General features: G+C 60.5%; 15 protein-coding genes. 3 read left to right on the forward strand and 12 right to left on the reverse strand.

Going from position 1 to position 16,770, the window contains the following annotated elements; translation table 11 throughout:
* Positions 1–107: 107 nt before the first annotated feature.
* Positions 108–746, reverse strand: coding sequence for a 2-dehydro-3-deoxy-phosphogluconate aldolase (locus AX760_RS00325; protein ID WP_071830836.1), 639 nt, complete (start codon positions 744–746; stop codon positions 108–110).
* Between the two features lie 197 nt (positions 747–943).
* Here AX760_RS00325 and AX760_RS00330 point away from each other — a divergent pair, with 197 nt between their 5' ends.
* Together AX760_RS00330 and trhO are read left to right on the forward strand one after the other, a co-directional pair.
* Entirely contained in the window at positions 944–1,411 is a 468-nt protein-coding gene (locus tag AX760_RS00330) for a CYTH domain-containing protein (protein ID WP_071830837.1), read from the forward strand.
* A gap of 63 nt (positions 1,412–1,474) precedes the next feature.
* Positions 1,475–2,419: an oxygen-dependent tRNA uridine(34) hydroxylase TrhO gene (gene trhO, locus AX760_RS00335; protein ID WP_071830838.1), complete on the forward strand. Its 945-nt coding sequence runs from the start codon at positions 1,475–1,477 to the stop codon at positions 2,417–2,419.
* Between the two features lie 25 nt (positions 2,420–2,444).
* Here trhO and AX760_RS00340 read toward each other — a convergent pair whose 3' ends face one another.
* From AX760_RS00340 to AX760_RS00380, 9 genes are all read right to left on the reverse strand, one after another.
* Positions 2,445–2,885 (reverse strand): aconitase X swivel domain-containing protein, encoded by a 441-nt coding sequence (locus AX760_RS00340; RefSeq protein ID WP_245294898.1) that lies wholly within the window; start codon positions 2,883–2,885, stop codon positions 2,445–2,447.
* Positions 2,876–4,120 (reverse strand): aconitase X, encoded by a 1,245-nt coding sequence (locus AX760_RS00345; protein ID WP_071830839.1) that lies wholly within the window; start codon positions 4,118–4,120, stop codon positions 2,876–2,878. The genes AX760_RS00340 and AX760_RS00345 overlap by 10 nt, the downstream gene beginning before the upstream one ends.
* A gap of 68 nt (positions 4,121–4,188) precedes the next feature.
* Positions 4,189–5,562, reverse strand: a complete 1,374-nt coding sequence (locus AX760_RS00350) for a GH1 family beta-glucosidase (protein ID WP_071830840.1) — start codon at positions 5,560–5,562, stop codon at positions 4,189–4,191.
* 73 nt (positions 5,563–5,635) lie between these two features.
* Positions 5,636–5,884, reverse strand: a complete 249-nt coding sequence (locus AX760_RS00355) for a type II toxin-antitoxin system ParD family antitoxin (protein WP_071830841.1) — start codon at positions 5,882–5,884, stop codon at positions 5,636–5,638.
* An 83-nt stretch (positions 5,885–5,967) separates the two neighbouring features.
* Entirely contained in the window at positions 5,968–7,152 is a 1,185-nt protein-coding gene (locus tag AX760_RS00360; RefSeq protein WP_071830842.1) for a Gfo/Idh/MocA family protein, read from the reverse strand.
* Between the two features lie 178 nt (positions 7,153–7,330).
* Positions 7,331–8,383: a sugar phosphate isomerase/epimerase family protein gene (locus tag AX760_RS00365; protein ID WP_071830843.1), complete on the reverse strand. Its 1,053-nt coding sequence runs from the start codon at positions 8,381–8,383 to the stop codon at positions 7,331–7,333.
* A 242-nt stretch (positions 8,384–8,625) separates the two neighbouring features.
* Positions 8,626–9,576 (reverse strand): substrate-binding domain-containing protein, encoded by a 951-nt coding sequence (locus AX760_RS00370; RefSeq protein WP_071830844.1) that lies wholly within the window; start codon positions 9,574–9,576, stop codon positions 8,626–8,628.
* 114 nt (positions 9,577–9,690) lie between these two features.
* Entirely contained in the window at positions 9,691–10,695 is a 1,005-nt protein-coding gene (locus AX760_RS00375; protein ID WP_071830845.1) for an ABC transporter permease, read from the reverse strand.
* A gap of 90 nt (positions 10,696–10,785) precedes the next feature.
* On the reverse strand, positions 10,786–12,312 hold the full coding sequence (locus AX760_RS00380) for a sugar ABC transporter ATP-binding protein (RefSeq protein ID WP_071830846.1): 1,527 nt from the start codon (positions 12,310–12,312) through the stop codon (positions 10,786–10,788).
* Positions 12,313–12,478: 166 nt separating this feature from the next.
* Here AX760_RS00380 and AX760_RS00385 point away from each other — a divergent pair, with 166 nt between their 5' ends.
* A complete protein-coding gene (locus AX760_RS00385) occupies positions 12,479–13,510 on the forward strand; it encodes a LacI family DNA-binding transcriptional regulator (RefSeq protein WP_071830847.1) in 1,032 nt (343 codons plus the stop codon).
* Positions 13,511–13,585: 75 nt separating this feature from the next.
* Here the strand turns inward: AX760_RS00385 and AX760_RS00390 are convergent, their stop codons facing one another.
* Positions 13,586–15,097: a globin-coupled sensor protein gene (locus tag AX760_RS00390; RefSeq protein WP_071830848.1), complete on the reverse strand. Its 1,512-nt coding sequence runs from the start codon at positions 15,095–15,097 to the stop codon at positions 13,586–13,588.
* A 339-nt stretch (positions 15,098–15,436) separates the two neighbouring features.
* Positions 15,437–16,747: a xylose isomerase gene (gene xylA, locus AX760_RS00395; RefSeq protein WP_071830849.1), complete on the reverse strand. Its 1,311-nt coding sequence runs from the start codon at positions 16,745–16,747 to the stop codon at positions 15,437–15,439.
* Positions 16,748–16,770: the final 23 nt, after the last annotated feature.

Here is a 16,770-nt window from a genome sequence, read left to right on the forward strand (position 1 = left end):
GTGTTCATCGCAACATAGGAATGCCTTCCGTGAAATACAATCGGATGACGGAAACGACAAAGCCGGACGTTTCCGCCCGGCCTTGGTTGTTTCAACATCCGGAATCATCAGCCGCGCAGCGCGAAGGCTTCCGATGCCAGCTTGGTAATGCCGGCCCAATCGCCCCGGGCGACCAGTTCCTTCGGCGCGACCCAGGATCCGCCAACGCAGACAACGTTCGGCAGCGACAGGTAGTCGCGTGCGTTGGAGAGCGAAATGCCACCCGTCGGGCAGAAGAACGTGCCGGCCAGCGGCGAAGACAGCGACTTCAGATAGGCGGCGCCCCCTGCCTGCTCGGCCGGGAAGAACTTCATCATCGTGAAGCCTTCCTCGCGCAATCCCATGACTTCGCTGGCAGTTGCCGCACCCGGCAGCAGCGGAATTTCGGAATCCGCGGCGGCGTCGATCAGTTCCTGCGTCGTGCCAGGGCTGACGATGAACTGCGAGCCGGCCTCGACGGCTGCCTCGTACTGCGCTGCATTCAGGATGGTTCCGGCACCCGTCACGGCACCTTCGACCTCGTTGGCCACCGCACGGATGGCTTCGAGCGCCGCGGTCGTTCGCAGCGTGATCTCGATCGCCTTCAATCCACCGGCGACAAGCGCGCGTGCCAACGGCACCGCAGAGGCCAGATCATCGATCACGAGAACCGGAACAACCGGCTGCAATTTCAGGATGGAAAGGAGCTTGTCGTTTTTTTCACTCATGCCGAAACGCCTTTTAAAACGATTGAATGTTGGACCCGAATACTCCCGCCGATCTGTTTTGTCGAGACAAAACCCGGCTTTGCATATGGTAGACGTTTATAGCAACATGGCGACAGCGCATTGACAACACCTGCTGGGCGCTGGATTGCAAGGAAAGCGACAGAGAGACGCAGGCGGATTTCTGTTCGGGAGCGGCAATGGCCAAAGAGATCGAACGCAAGTTTCTGGTGTCGGGAGACGGCTGGCGCAGCGAGGCCGAAACGGGGAGCGTGTTCCAGCAGGCCTACATCGTCACCATGGACGACCGGTCGGTACGGGTGAGAATTGCCGATGGCAAAAGCGCCCGCATGACACTCAAGGTGGGGAAAAGCGCAGTGGTGCGCGACGAGTTCGAATATGAAATTCCGCTGTCGGATGCGTTGGCCATGATTGATCTCGCTGTCGGCATCGTCATCGAAAAAACCCGCTACCGCGTGCCCTTCCACGGCTTCGTCTGGGAGGTCGACGTCTATGATGGCGCCCTGCAAGGACTGGTGATCGCCGAGGTCGAGATGCGGAGCGAGGACGACAGGCCGGACCTGCCAGACTGGATCGGCCGGGAGGTGAGCGGCGAGCGGCGTTTTTCAAACCAGTATCTGGCGCTGGACGGGCGCCCGCCGGATTGACATGGCCCGGCGCAATGCCTGGGGGAATTGCGTCAACGGTCGGAACGCTGTATTTCACGCCGCATGACCGACACTCTTTCAATTCCGCGCCCACAGGCAGAGGGCCAGTTCCTCGTTGCCGCGCTCTATCATTTCGTCTCCTTCGTGCGCTACGCGGATTTTCGCGCGCCATTGCAGGCGCTGTGCGATGCCGAGGGCGTCAAGGGCACGCTTCTGATCGCCCATGAAGGTATCAACGGAACCATCGCCGGCACGGATGCCGGCATCAAGGCCGTGCTCTCCTATCTCCGCGCCCAGCCGGAATTCGCGGCCCTCGAGCACAAGGAAAGCCGGGCGTCTGCCATGCCCTTCCTGCGCATGAAGGTGCGGCTGAAAAAAGAGATCGTCACCATGGGCGTCGAGGATATCGACCCCCGGCGCGTTGTCGGCACCTATGTCGCACCCCAGGACTGGAACGCGCTGATTTCCGATCCGGAGACGATCGTCATCGATACGCGCAACGACTACGAGACCGCGATCGGCACGTTTCGCGGCGCCGTCGATCCGAAGACCAAGAGCTTTCGCGATTTTCCCGACTGGGTGCGCAACAATCCCGGCCTGCACAACAAGCCGAAAATCGCCATGTACTGCACCGGCGGAATCCGCTGCGAAAAGGCGACGGCCTTCATGAAGGAACAGGGCTTCGACGAGGTCTATCACCTGAAGGGCGGCATCCTGAAATATCTGGAGGAAATGCCGGAAGAAAACAGCCTGTGGGATGGCGCCTGCTTCGTCTTTGACGACCGCGTGTCCGTGACCCACGGCCTTGCCGAAGGCGAACACACGCTTTGCCATGCCTGCCGCCAGCCGCTGACACCAGAAGACCTGACATCGCCGCATCATGAACCGGGGGTCGCCTGCATCCACTGCCACGAGAGCCGCACGGAAGACGACCGGCAGCGTTACCGGCAGCGCCAGCAACAGATCGAGATCGCCCGCACACGCGGCATCCGACATCTGGGGAGCTGAATGCGCCGACCCATGATGGCAGCCGTCATGGCAGCAGGATAAAAGCGGCGTCTCCGCTGGCCTGCAGCGTCAGGCGCGACGCAGAAGAAATCTCTGCCCAATCCTCCTCCCGTGCCATCACCACCGGACAGGCAATGCCGTAGAGCTCGGCGGCGACCATCGCACCGACGGTAACGATCGCGTCCCGGCTGAGAAGCACGATGCCGGCCGGCCCCTTGCCGAGGCGGATTGCTTCGGCAAGAACCGAACTGCCCGAACTCGACCCCCTGCCCGCCGTCATCAGCAGGATCCTGCCGGTGATGATCGCATCCTTCTGCGGATGCCAGCGGTCGATGATCCGCCCGGTCGCGGAATCAAGGCCGCCCCAGAAGCTCAGGGGCTCCGCAAGCACAAATGGCGACGCTTCCGCAAAGCCCGGCGCCAGCAAGGTCGCAATATGTTTTTTGGCGTCTCCGCTCACAGCCACACCACCTTTCCCGCCCGGGCCGATGCCATGCAGTCGGCAAGCGATCCGAAAGCGATCTCGACACCGATATTGCCGGGCGCATAATAGGCCATCTTGCCGGAATTCGTCATGATCGCGCCGCTCATATCGCGCATGATTGCCGTCACATAGGTGCAGGTGTCGATGACCAGTGTGATGCCGGCGGCCGTCAGAACCCTGTCCCAGCCACACGCTGCAAGCTGATCGAGAACGCCGCGATGGGTGTTGATGTAGATATCGACGATCGGCCTTGCACCCTCGAGCAGGGGCATCAATCGGGTAAATTCCTGAAACGAGAAATGCGGCGTGCCGAAACTGACGCCGGTAAGCGGCGTGCCATCCGGAACGGTCGAGAGGTCGCGGACGGTGCGGCGCAGATCATCGGCGGTCAGGCGGATGGTCTCCACCGGCGCCTGACCCTGGAACGCGGCCTCAACCGTCGGCGCCTCGGGTGTCAGGCCGACTGCATGAAACAGCGCCACGGCCCCCGACGACGCGGCAACCGCGCCAAGCGCCTTCAGGTCGTCTTCCTGGGCATGGCCCGGCAGACCGACGATCGCCGGAATGAGACTGCCGCAGCGCTTGCCGATCGTGTGGCCGACGGCCACGCAGACGGGGCCGGCATCCTGCCATTCCTCCGGCAGGCTCTCGATCTCGACGAGCACCTGCGCCCGGCGGTTTTCCGCAAGGTGGAGCCCGTAAAGCGGCGCCCTTCCCGTCATGGCGCAACAGAGATCGATGAAATCGCCGTAGCGATTGGTGCGGGCGCCGATAACAGAATTGGCAAAGACGATGGCATTGGATTCGGCCCAGGCGATCTGGGCACCGAAGCGGGGCCTGAACAGCGTCTGGTAGGGCGCGCAGGTGAAGGTCGAGAAGCAGCCGAGGTCTTCATGCGCCCGCATCAGCCGCGCTCCGCCCGTGCCGATCTGCGCCTCGCCAATGAACAATTCCGGATGGATGAGATCGACCGAACCGACATTCAGCGTTGTCGGCACCCGCACCCGCCCCTTGTGGCGCACCAGGTGCTCGACAAAGTCCAGGCTGACCTGTCCGAGATAGAGGCAGCCATCGATGTGGGCGGCCTCAATATCGATGAAGCGCTCTGCCCCTACAGCATCGGCAAAACGCACCAGCAGCCGCATGCAAAAGGCTGCAGCCTCGCCCTGCATCCCCGCCAGCAGGGCCTTGTCGAAATCGGAAAGATCAAGCGCCATGAAACCGGAGTAAGCCGGTCAGTCCGTCTGTGTCAATTCCAAGCCCGGCCGACAGGACGCCATTCCCGTCAGCCCGGTTTATGATTGCCCTTCGGAAACTGTTCGGCCAGCGCCTTGTACCAGTGGGCGCTCTTTTTGAGGGTGCGCACCTGCGTCTGGTAATCGACATGGACGATGCCAAAACGCATGCGGTATCCTTCCGCCCATTCGAAATTGTCCATGAGGCTCCAGGCGAAATAGCCTTTCATCGGATAGCCCTCGGTGATCAGATCGGCGGTGACGGAAAGATGGTCGGAAATGTAGTCGAGCCGCGGCTGGTCATTGACAACGCCATTCTCGACATCCATGTTGTAGCTGGCGCCGTTTTCCGTGATGTAGCAGTCCGGCATTGCATATTCGGCGTTCAACTTGCGCACGACATCACCCAGTGCCTGCGGAAAGACTTCCCAGCCAATATCGGTCCTGACGTCGCTGACAAACTTGGCGCCGACCGTCGCCGGATAGTCCGCACCGGGCGTCGGATCGTGGCTGACGCGCATCGGCGTGTAGTAATTGAGGCCCCACCAGTCGAGCTTCTGGCCGATGGTTTCCATATCACCGGGCTCGATGGCCGGCATGCGGTGGCCAAGCGCGCTCATGAAACCTTCGGGATATTGTCCCTTGAAGACGGGGCCGAAAAACACGCCATTGTGGAAATCGAAGGCGCGATCCGCCGCCGCCGTGTCCTCGGCGCTATCGCTGCCAGCATAGACATGCATGGGATTGAAAACGAGGCCAACCGGAAGGTCGGGACGCTCCGCACGGATGGCTGCAACACCGAGGCCATGGGCGAGATTGGTGAAATGCAGCGCATGCAGCGCCGCGTCCATATTGCGCTCGCCCGGCGCATGCACGCCCATGAGGTGGCTGAGCCAGACGGAACACCAGGGCTCGTTGAAGGTCGCCACCGAATCCAGCCGGTCGCCCAGCCGCTGGATGACGGTCTTGGCATAACGCTGGTAGGCATAGGCGGTTGTCCGCGATGTCCAGCCGCCGTCGCCCATCAGCGCCAGCGGCAGGTCCCAGTGGTAGAGCGTCGCGAACGCCTTGATGCCTCGCGCCTTCAGTCCATCGACGAGGCGCTCGTAGAAATCCAGCCCCTTCTCGTTGACCGGTCCCGTGCCCTCGGGAATGATCCGCGGCCAGGCAATCGAGAACCGGTAAGCCTCGACGCCCAGCGAGTGGATCAGATCGAGATCGGCTTCGAGGCGGTTGTAGTGATCGCAGGCGACGTCGCCATTGTGACCCTTGTAAACCCTGCCCGGCATATTCGAGAAGGCGTCCCAGATGGAGGCTTTGCGGCCGTCCACCTTCGTCGCGCCTTCAATCTGGAAGGCCGCCGTGGCGACACCGAACATGAAATCACCGGGAAAACGTGCGGCAAGAGTTTTGGGATCGATCATAGGAGGCTCCAGCGGCAAATCTGTAACGTTGCAGTAAAAGGCTATGTAGAAATGTCAACCTCCGTTCCGACCATCATACTTCCGGAAACAGCTTGGTTGTGAGACGAGTCAGCACTTCTTTTCCGCTTTTCGTCCGCCCCTCACCAGCATGCGCAAGGCCCCGCGCGATGGAAAGGTCGAGTGCCGTAAGGCGTTTTTCACGCTCCTCGATCATTCGAATACCTTCCCGCAGCACTTCACTGCGGGAATTGTACCGTCCGCTTTTCACAAGATCTGTCACATAGTCTTCCAGATGACGCCCGAGATTCGCACTGCTCGCCATGCCCGCTTCCTATGTCGCAATGAACAGGTTTTAGTAACTGTTAGCATAGCAGGAGGCAGATGCCTCGGGAAGATCACACGCAATCAGACCTTCACCCAGGCTCCGTTGCGCTTCGAGGACTGCACGCAGGCATCGACGAAGACCATGCCCTTCATGCCGTCGTCGATGGTCGGGTAGATGACCGCCGGATCAACCGCCACACCCTTGCGCCGGGCATAAATGGCGCGGGCGGCTTCGGTGTAGATGGTGGCGAAGCCCTCGAGGTAACCTTCCGGATGGCCCGACGGAATGCGGCTGACGCGGGCGCTGGCAGGTCCCGAACCCGCCCCGCCGCGGGTAATCAGCCGCTTCGGTTCGCCGAACGGCGTGTACCAGAGGTAGTTCGGGTCCTTCTGGGTCCATTCGAGCCCGCCCTGGGTGCCGTAGACGCGGACCATAAGGCCGTTCTCGTGGCCGGGAGCAACCTGGCTGCACCACAACATGCCCTTGGCCCGCTGGCCGTCCTTCGCCTTGAAGCGCATCATCACATGGGCATTGTCGTCGAGCGCCCGGCCCTCGACAAAACTGTCGAGATCGGCGGCAAGCTCTTCCAGGTCGAGGCCGGACACAAAGGCACCGAGATTATAGGCGTGAGTGCCGATATCACCGGTGGAACCGCCGGCGCCTGATTTTGACGGATCGGTCCGCCATGCCGCCTGCTTCTGGCCGGATTGCTCAATATTCTCGGTCAGCCAGTCCTGCGGATATTCCATCTGCACCAGACGGACCGCTCCGATATCGCCATTGGCAATCATCTCGCGGGCCTGGCGCACCATTGGATAACCGGTGTAGTTGTGGGTCAGAACAAACAGCGCATCGCTTTCGTCGGCGAGTTTCTTCAGCTTGCGCGCATCGGAAAGCGTCGAGGTCAACGGTTTATCGCAGATGACGTGAATGCCGCGCTTGAGAAACTCCCTCGCGGCCTCGTAATGCACATGGTTCGGCGTGACGATCGCAACCGCTTCGATGCCGTTCTTCAGCTTGGCTTCGCGGATCGCCATTTCCTTGAAATCCGAATAGCTGCGCGCCGGATCAAGACCGAGTTCCGCACCGGAGGCCTTGGCCTTTTCCGGCGTTGACGAGAGGGCGCCGGCCACCAGTTCGAAATGATCGTCAAGCCGTGCGGCCATGCGGTGGACCGCGCCGATGAACGCACCGGAGCCGCCGCCGACCATGCCAAGGCGAATGCGCTTCTCGCGTGTTTCCGAAGAGCTTCCTTCGATTGCCATAAGAGTGTCTCCTGAATATCCATTGTGTTCGTAGAGGGTTTCGGCCCCTCTTCTCCCCAACGGGGAGAAGTGCCGAGCGAATGCGAGGCGATGAAGGGGCTACCGGCAGTTTCTGACAGGCGCTGCTCCCTCATCCGGCCCTTCGGGCGACCTTCTCCCCGCCGGGGAGAAAAAGTAGCTAAAGCCCCAGCATGCGCCGGTTGGCCGCGTCGTCCGTGCCTGTGTCGGCGAAGTCGTCGAAGGCTTTTTCGGTGACGCGGATGATGTGGTGCCTCACGAACTCGGCGCCTTCGCGGGCTCCGTCTTCGGGATGCTTCAGCGCGCATTCCCATTCGACCACGGCCCAGCCGTCAAAATCATGGGCCGTCAGCTTGGAGAACACCGCGCCGAAATCGACCTGGCCGTCGCCCGGCGAGCGGAAGCGCCCGGCGCGATTGACCCAGCCCTGGTAACCGCCATAGACGCCCTGGCGCCCGGTCGGATTGAACTCGGCATCCTTGACGTGGAACATCTTGATGCGCTCGTGATAGATGTCGATGTTGTCGAGATAATCCAGGCATTGCAGGATGTAATGCGAGGGGTCGTAGAGCATGTTTGCGCGCGGATGGTTGCCGACGCGCTCGAGGAACATCTCGAAGGTGACGCCGTCATGCAGGTCTTCACCGGGGTGGATCTCATAGGCGACGTCAACGCCGCACTCTTCCGCATGGTCGAGGATCGGCGTCCAGCGGCGGGCCAGCTCGTCAAAAGCGGTCTCAACCAGACCGGCCGGGCGCTGCGGCCAGGGATACATGAAGGGCCAGGCCAGTGCGCCCGAGAAGGTCGCATGCGCCTTGATGCCGAGATGTTTGGATGCTGTCAGCGCCATCTTGACCTGCTCGACCGCCCACTCCTGGCGCGCCTTCGGATTTCCGCGCACTTCCGGTGCTGCAAAACCGTCGAATGCCTCGTCATAGACAGGATTGACCGCGACCAGCTGGCCCTGGAGATGGGTCGAAAGCTCGGTCACCTCGATGCCGTTCTCGCGCGCCTTGCCGGCGAATTCGTCGCAATAATCCTTGGACGTCGCGGCCTTCTTCAGGTCGATCAACTGGCTCGCCCAGGTCGGAACCTGCACGCCGACATAGCCGCAATCGGCCGCCCATTTCGTGATCGCATCCCATGAATTGAAGGGCGCGGCATCGCCTGCAAATTGTCCGAGAAAGAGCGCGGGGCCCTTGATGGTCTTCATCTGTCGTCTCCTCCGTCGAAAGATGGCCGCTCATCCCGGCCAGATCGATCTGTTTTTGATCTGCGTTCGGCTGACTGGCTCGATCGAGCAAAACAGCGTCACCTGAAACGTTGCAGGTTTCGGGGAAAGCTATCATAACTTCGCCGACCGGCAACCGGAACAATGTCGATTTTCGGAATTTTCCGCCGCTGAAAAGCCGCCCGCAGCATCCTGCTACGGGCGGCCCACGCGTCAGGTCCTGATTAGAAAGGCGAGTCCGGGAAGTAGTAGTTGGCAGCATTATCCTTGGTGATCAGGGTTGCGTCGATCGTGTAGGTGCCGCTGACGGGAACCTGGCTGTAAAGCGCAGCCGCCGTCATTTCCATGGCGGTACCAACCATTGCCGGCGGATAGAGAACGTCGACCGGGATCATCGTGTCGCCGTCCATGACCTTCTTGATCATGTCCTTGGAACCGGCACCGCCGACGACATACTTGATGTCCGTGCGCTTCGACTGAGCGATGGCCTCGAGTACGCCGACGGCCATATCGTCATCCTGGCACCATACGACATCGATCTTCTGATACTTGGTCAGATAGTCCTGCATCACCTTGAAGGCATCGTCGCGGTTCCAGTTGCCGAACTGGCGATCGAGAACCTTGACGTTGGAGCCGGCAATACCCTTGTCGAAACCGTCCTGGCGCTGCTGGTCGATCGGGATCGGCAGGCCGCGAATGACGACGACTTCGGCATCCGGCGTGGTTTCGGCGATGTATTTGCCGGCGACTTCGCCCAGTGCCGGGTTGTTACCCGCGACATAGAGGTCACGCACAGTGCTGTCATTGACGCTCGGCGCGCGGTCGACGATCGTCACGAACTTGCCGGCATCCTTGACTTCCTTGATGGCGTTGACCAGCGGATCCGGATCGGACGGCAGGATGACGAGGGCATCGATGCCCTGCACCGCAAGGTCCTGCACCGCATTGGCCTGCGTCGCCGGATCGGGCGACGTCTTGACGATGACGTTCAGGCCGGGATGTTCGGCCATCAGAAGCTTGGCGACACGCTCGGCATGAAACACGACGCCTGCCGTCCAGCCATGGTCGGCGGCCGGGATCGAAACGCCGATCGTCTTTGTCTCCTGGGCCTGCACTGTGCTGGCAAAGGCAAGCGCCACTGCCGCAACGGTCAGGCTCAACATTGTCTTACGCATGATAGTCCTCCCATAATTCAGGTCTGGTTTTCGGGCCGGGCGACCTGTTGACCCGGCTGTTTCCTTGCAGTTCCAGGCGCAAACCGCGCGCACTCTTGCTGGACTTGCCTGGCCTCACGATTTCCGTACCAGCGAGCGCTGGACGAGCATCGCAATGATGATGATCGAGCCCTGGATGGCGCCGATCAGGTATTCGCTGATGAAATTGGACAGCAGCATGATGTTGCCGACCAGTTCGAGGATGAAGGCACCGCAGATCGTGCCCCAGACCCGTCCGGCACCGCCCTTGAGCGCCGTGCCGCCAACGACGACGGCCGTGATCGCCTGCAACTCCCAGAGAATGCCGGTTGTTGCCGAGGTGGAGCCGAGCCGCGGAACGTAAAGCAGCACCGCAATGGCAACGCAGAGCCCCTGGATGACAAAGGCAATAGTGCGCACACGATTGACCGCGATGCCGGAGTAACGGGCGACATCGCTGTTGGAACCGACGGCCACGACATGCCGGCCATAGCGGGTGCGGTAGAGAATGAACGCCGCGATCCCTGTGACGAGAAAAATCACCGCAATCGGCACCGGAATGCCGAGGATCGAACCGAAATAGACGGGGCGATACAGCGCCTGCAGTTCCGGTTCGCGCAACGTGATTGCGCCGCCCTGCGACAGCCAGGTTGTCAGGCCGCGATAGATGCCCATGGTGCCCAGCGTTGCAATGAAAGGCTCGATCCGACCGACCGTGGTGATCAGGCCGTTTGCAAGACCGCAGGCACCGCCGACGAAGACGGCAAAGACCACGGCCGCCGTCAGCATCAGCGCCGGGTCGGCAATCACCCCGGAATTCATGAAAAGGATCATCACGCTGGCAACGAAGGCGACCATCGAGCCGACGGACAGATCGAGATCACCAGACGAAATCACAAAGGTTGCACCGACGGCGATGATGGCGATGAAGGCGCTGCGTGTCGCGACATTGGCAAGGTTCGTCACGCCGATGAAATTCGGGTTGACCAGCGCGCCCACGACCAGGAGCAGAGCCAGCGCTGCAAACGGTGCGACAGCCCGAAGATCGATATCCCGCCAGCTGCGACGACGAATGTCCCTGGTTTCCTCATTGACGCTCATATTTTAGACCTGCCTCCCGCAGTATTTTTGTGGCCCATTATCCCCGGGCGCTTTGTTTTTGACCTGATTTCAAAGCTGAAAGCGCCGCGTTCAGGCCGCCTGCTTCTTCTTCAACCCGGCCGCATAGCGCATGATCTCCTGCTCGGAGATCTCATCGCCCTCGAGCACGCCGACGATCCGTCCCTCCCGCATCACGGCGACCCGCGTGCAAAGGCCGATAATCTCAGGCATTTCCGACGACACGACGATGATCGACTTGCCGTCCCGGGCCAGCGCCGAAATAAAATGATAGATCTGCTGCTTGGTGCCGACATCGATGCCGCGCGTCGGCTCGTCGATGATGATGATATCAGGCTCGGTCTCCATGACCTTGGCGAGAAGCAGCTTCTGCTGGTTGCCGCCGGACATCCGGCGCGCAACGATGCTGCCGTCGCGGACACGGATATCGAAGCGCCGCCGGGCGCGGACCAAAGCTGCTGCCTCGCTGGACGGGTTGAGATAACCGAGCTTGCCGTGCCGATCGAGCGATTGCAGCGTCAGATTGGCAGTCATGCCGGAGTTCAGCAGCAGACCCTTGGATTTGCGATCCTTCGTCATATAGGCAAGGCCGCAGCGGTTCGTCGCATGGACGTCACCAGACAGCACCGTCTCCCCCTTGATGACCACCTCGCCGGCGTGGCGGGACCGCAGACCGGCGACCGCTTCCATCAATTCCGTGCGACCAGAGCCGATCAGGCCGGAAAACCCGAGTATCTCGCCCTTGCGCACCTCGAAACTCGCATCCTGCACATAGGATGTCGAAAGCGACCGCACATCGAGCATGACCTGCTCGTCGACATCAGGCTCGTTCTTGGCCGGGTAGAGACTGGAAAGCTCACGCCCGACCATGAGCTGGGCAATCGATTCTCCGTCAAGAATCGATGTCGGCGATGTCTTGATCCACTGGCCGTCGCGCAAAACCGTGACGCGGTCCGTCAGCTCCATGACCTCGTCCAGCTTGTGCGACACGAAGACGAAGCTTGTGCCCTTGTCGCGCAGCTTGCGCACCTGCCGGAACAGGAAATTGGTTTCCTCGCGCGACAGGACCGCAGTCGGCTCGTCCATGAATACGACCCGGGCATCGCGACTGATGGCTTTGGCGATTTCGACCATCTGCTTGTCTGCGATCGACAGCGAACTGATCATGGCGTTCTCGTCCACATGCGAGCCGAGCTGGTCGAGCACGCGACGCGTCTCGGACCGCATATGCCGGCGATCAAGCATGCCGAAGCGCGTTACCTCGCGACCGAGAAACAGGCTTTCGGTGACCGTCAGATGGTCTGCAAGATTAAATTCCTGGTGGATGATGACGATGCCGAGCGCCTCGGCGGCGCCATTCGGCGGCAGCGTCACGGGCTTCCCGTCGAGCAGGATTTCCCCAGACGTCGGCTGTTCGAAACCGGAGAGAACCTTGACCAGCGTCGACTTTCCAGCGCCGTTTTCGCCCATCAGCGCATGGATCTCTCCCGCCCGCAGTTCGAAATTGACGCTGAACAGGACCTGCACACCGCTGAACGACTTGCTGATGCGTTTTGCGCACAGCACAACGGCGCCAGCGTCGACGGTCTTCGAATCCATGGCTTCCTCCCAGCGGCTCCCATCCGCGTGGAGAGCTATGTAAACCTTTACATACATCATGTAAAGGTTTACATCGGGACTTATCAGTGAATTCCGCGACGCACGGTTTGACCTCGGTGGAACTCTGTGTAGTGTCCCGCCGAGACCGAACCCAAGGCAGAGCGCAGTGTCGAATTCCACGCCGGCAACCATAGAAGACGTCGCGAGGATCGCCGAAGTTTCGATCGCGACCGTGTCGCGCGCCATTCACATGCCGGAAAAAGTCGCGAATTCGACGCGGCTCAAGGTCAACCAGGCGATTGCGATCACCGGTTATACGACCAACGCCATGGCGCGCAGCCTGCGGCTCGGCCGCTCGAACATGATTCTTGTGGTGGCACCGGATATTGGCGACCCGAATTTCTCCAACATTCTGGTTGGTCTGGAAAACGAGGCCCGCGCCCATGGCTACGGCATCCTGATCGGCCATACCCAGAACGATGCCCAGCGCGGGCTGGAATACCTGAAGTTCCTCAATTCAAACCAGGCAGCGGGCCTGATCCTATTCACCGGCATCCTGCCCTTCGGGCATCAGACGATGACCGCGCGGCTGCCGCCGAGCGTCGGCGTCTTCGAACCCGTCTTCAATGGCGGTATTCCCTATGTCGGGGTCGATGATATCGAAGGCGCGCGCAAGGCGATCGACCTGCTTCTGGCCGAGGGTCACCGCAAGATTGCCTTTATCGGCGATAGCCGCACACGGCTTGCCTACAGCCGCCGGCGCGCCGGCTACGACGCCGGACTGGATGCCGCCGGCGTACCGCAGGATCTGCGCATAGTGCTCGAAGGCGACGGCACGATCGAGAGCGGACGGCTGGCGATCGAGCAACTGTTCATGCGCGACACGCTGCCAACGGCATTCATGTGCGTCAACGACCAGACCGCCATAGGCGTGATGATCGGGCTGACGGCGCGCGGCTACAAGATACCCGAGGATTTTTCGGTCACCGGCTTCGACGATGTGCCGCAGGCCGTCTTCATGTCACCGCCCCTGACGACGATACGCCAGCCGCGCACATTGATCGGCAAGCATGCAATGGCGCTCCTGCTGGAGCTGCTTTCGAACGGTCAACCGGCCGAGACCGAGATCCTGCTGCGGCCGGACCTGATCGTGCGGAACTCGGTATCCGCTCCCTCCCGGCAATGGGCGAAACGCTGACGGTTCTGCACCACCAGCGCTTCATATGCACGTCTCGCCCTGCGCCGCTTTAGCGGCGCCGTCCCATGTTTGTCGTCAACCGTACCGCTGACTACGAACCGGCGCGTGATTGCCGGTCGAACGGCCCGCCGATACCTTGAACTGGTCGACCAGCTCTTTCAGCGATGTGCTGGTGCGCATCAGGCTGTGCGTTGCCGCATTGGTCTGCTCGACCATGGCGGCATTCTGCTGGGTCATCTGATCCATGCTGCTGACAGCCGTGTTGATTTCGACGATGCCGATCGATTGCTCCCGGGCAGACCCCGCAATGGCATCGATATGGCCGTTGATATCGACCACCTGTTCGCCGATCGTGCGCAGCGTATCGCCGGTTCTGTTGACGAGGGAGACGCCCAGAAGCACGTCCTGGAAGGACCTGTCGATCAGTTCCTTGATCTCCTTGGCTGCAGCAGCCGATTTCTGCGCCAGTTCACGAACCTCCTGCGCCACCACGGCAAATCCCTTTCCGGCATCCCCAGCCCGAGCCGCTTCGACACCGGCGTTGAGCGCAAGAAGATTGGTCTGGAAAGAGATCTGGTCGATGACGCTGATGATCTGGGTGATCTTGCGGGAGGAATCCTCGATCGCCGTCATCGCCGCAACGGCCTGCTCGACGATCTCGCCGGATTTTTTTGCCTCTCCCGTCGCGACCGAGACGACACGCATTGCCTCCTGGGCGCGACTGGCCGATTCCTTCGAAATCGTGGTGATTTCCTCAAGGGCCGCGGAGGTTTCCTCGAGCGAAGCCGCCTGCTGTTCGGTGCGGCGCGCCATGTCGTCGGTGGCGCTCACCAGTTCGCCCGAATTCGACGTCGTCTCGTCGGCGGCGTTGATGATCGAGCCGAAGGCCTCGTCCAGTTTCTCGATCGCGCTGTTGAAATTGGATTTCAACCCGTCGAACTGGGGCGCCAGGCTCTGGGCAATCACCGCCGTCAAGTCGCCGTCGGCAAGCTTCTGCAGCGAAGTCTCCAGAGCGGTCAGCGCCTGCTCCTGCTGCGCACCCTGTTCACGACGCGCGGCTTCTGCCTTTTCGCGTTCGATCTGCAGCGCATCGAGATAGACGGTGATGGCATAGTCCATGTCGATCAGAGCCGCCTTGACCACAGCCGAGATGTCCCGCGTGATCTGCGGAGCTTTGCTCTTGTAGAGCATGCCTTTCAGATGCGAATCGACAACCGCTCCAATGATCGATTCGAGGATGAGCGCATAGCCGCCGATATACCAGCGCGGCTCCAGCCCGAGACGGGCATGGGTGTTGCCGATCGTCGTGACCGCCTTGACATAGGCGGCATCGAAATTTCCGGATGCGATCAAGTCCCAGTGCCTTGCCTGGCGGGCCTTTGCGCTTTTGATATGATCTTCGCTGTTGAAGAACTTGGCCGTTTCCGGCGCGCTCCGCGCCTTGGCATAAAATTTGTCGAGCGCGACATCGAGCGATGCGGAAATGACGGGCTTGGCCTGCGCCAGCGCCTGTCGTTCTGCCGCTCCGATGCCGACAAAATCGAGCCGCTCATTGAGCAATTTCGTCGTGGAATCCATTCCCGTCATGTCATCCGTCCTGTACTGAGGGGCCAAGGACATGCGAACTGCTGGATCGGCTTCATGCCGGCAGTGATAAACGCGTATAGGTCAGATTAAGCAGAAATGCTTAACGGACTGATAAGACATTGTTTATGTGAAATATATCAATAGCTTGGAGAATGCATAAAAATCCCCCGTCCGCATTGATCCAGATCAAGGATTTCATGTTTATTCGCTAACAAAACTTCCGGATGCAGAATTTCATAATTGCCCGGCATAAGAGTATTTTTGCACGTACATTTTCAAAACTCAAAGGGGTGGACCCAATCCACCCCTTTGACACTTCCGGAACGGTAGAAAAAAGGATCAGACGTAGCGGTTGACAACGTTCTCGAGCAGTTCCTGCTTTCCGGAACGTGGCTGCGGGTTGAGATCGGTCTTTTCGACCTGCGCGGCGATGTCCTCGAGCGTATATTCGCCCTTCAGCATCTTCTGTGCCTCGGCCGAATTCCAGCCGGCATAACGGGCATCGAGCGGGCCCGACAGCGCCTTGTCCTCGATCATCGCCGCTGCCGCGCGCAGGCCACGGGCGCAGCAATCCATGCCGCCAATGTGGCCAATCAGCAGGTCTTCGGCATCGAGCGACTGACGGCGCAACTTCGAATCGAAATTGGTGCCACCGGTCTTGAAGCCGCCGCCCGCAAGGACCTGGTAATAGGCAAGGGCCATTTCCGGAACATTGTTCGGGAACTGGTCGGTATCCCAGCCGGACTGGTAATCGTTGCGGTTCATGTCGATGGAGCCGAAAATGCCATAGGCATTGGCCAGCGCCAGTTCATGCTCGAAGGAGTGGCCTGCAAGGATCGCATGGCCCTGCTCGATATTGACCTTGACCTCGTTTTCCAGGCCGTAGGTCTTGAGGAAGCCGTAGACGGTGGCGACATCGTAGTCGTACTGGTGCTTCGTCGGTTCCTGCGGTTTCGGCTCGATCAGGATGGCGCCCTTGAAACCGATCTTGTGCTTGTACTCGACGACCATGTTGACGAAACGGCCGAGCTGATCGAGTTCCTTCTTCAGGTCGGTGTTGAGCAGCGTCTCGTAGCCTTCGCGGCCGCCCCAGAGAACATAGTTTTCGCCGCCGAGTTTCAGCGTCGCATCCATGCAGGTCTTCACGGTCGCCGCTGCAAAGGCGAAGACATCAGGATCCGGATTGGTGGCAGCACCCGACATGAAGCGGCGGTTGGAGAACAGGTTCGCCGTACCCCAGAGCAGGCGCACGCCGGTCTCCTGCTGCTTCTTGGCGAAGTAGTCGACGATCTCGTTGAGGTTTTTGGTGTTCTCGGCGAAATTCTTGCCTTCAGGGCGCACGTCGGCATCATGGAAGCAGTAGAACGGCACACCGAGCTTGGTGAACAGCTCGAACGCTACGTCGGCCTTCAGCTTTGCAGCCGCCATCGTGTCTTCGAACCAGGGGCGCAAAAAGGTCTGGCCGCCGAAAGGATCGCCGCCCGGCCAGGTGAAGGTGTGCCAATAGGCGACGGCGAAGCGCAACTGGTCTTCCATGCGCTTGCCCATGACGATCTCGTCAGGATTGTAGTGGCGGAAGGCCAGCGGGTTTGTGCTGTCAGGGCCTTCATATTGGATCGTGCCGATATCACCAAAAAAACCGGTGCTCATTTTGTGTTCTCCTTGGGTGTTTT

Source organism: Pararhizobium antarcticum, from assembly GCF_001885585.1.
GTDB classification, from domain to species: Bacteria; Pseudomonadota; Alphaproteobacteria; order Rhizobiales; family Rhizobiaceae; genus Pararhizobium; species Pararhizobium antarcticum.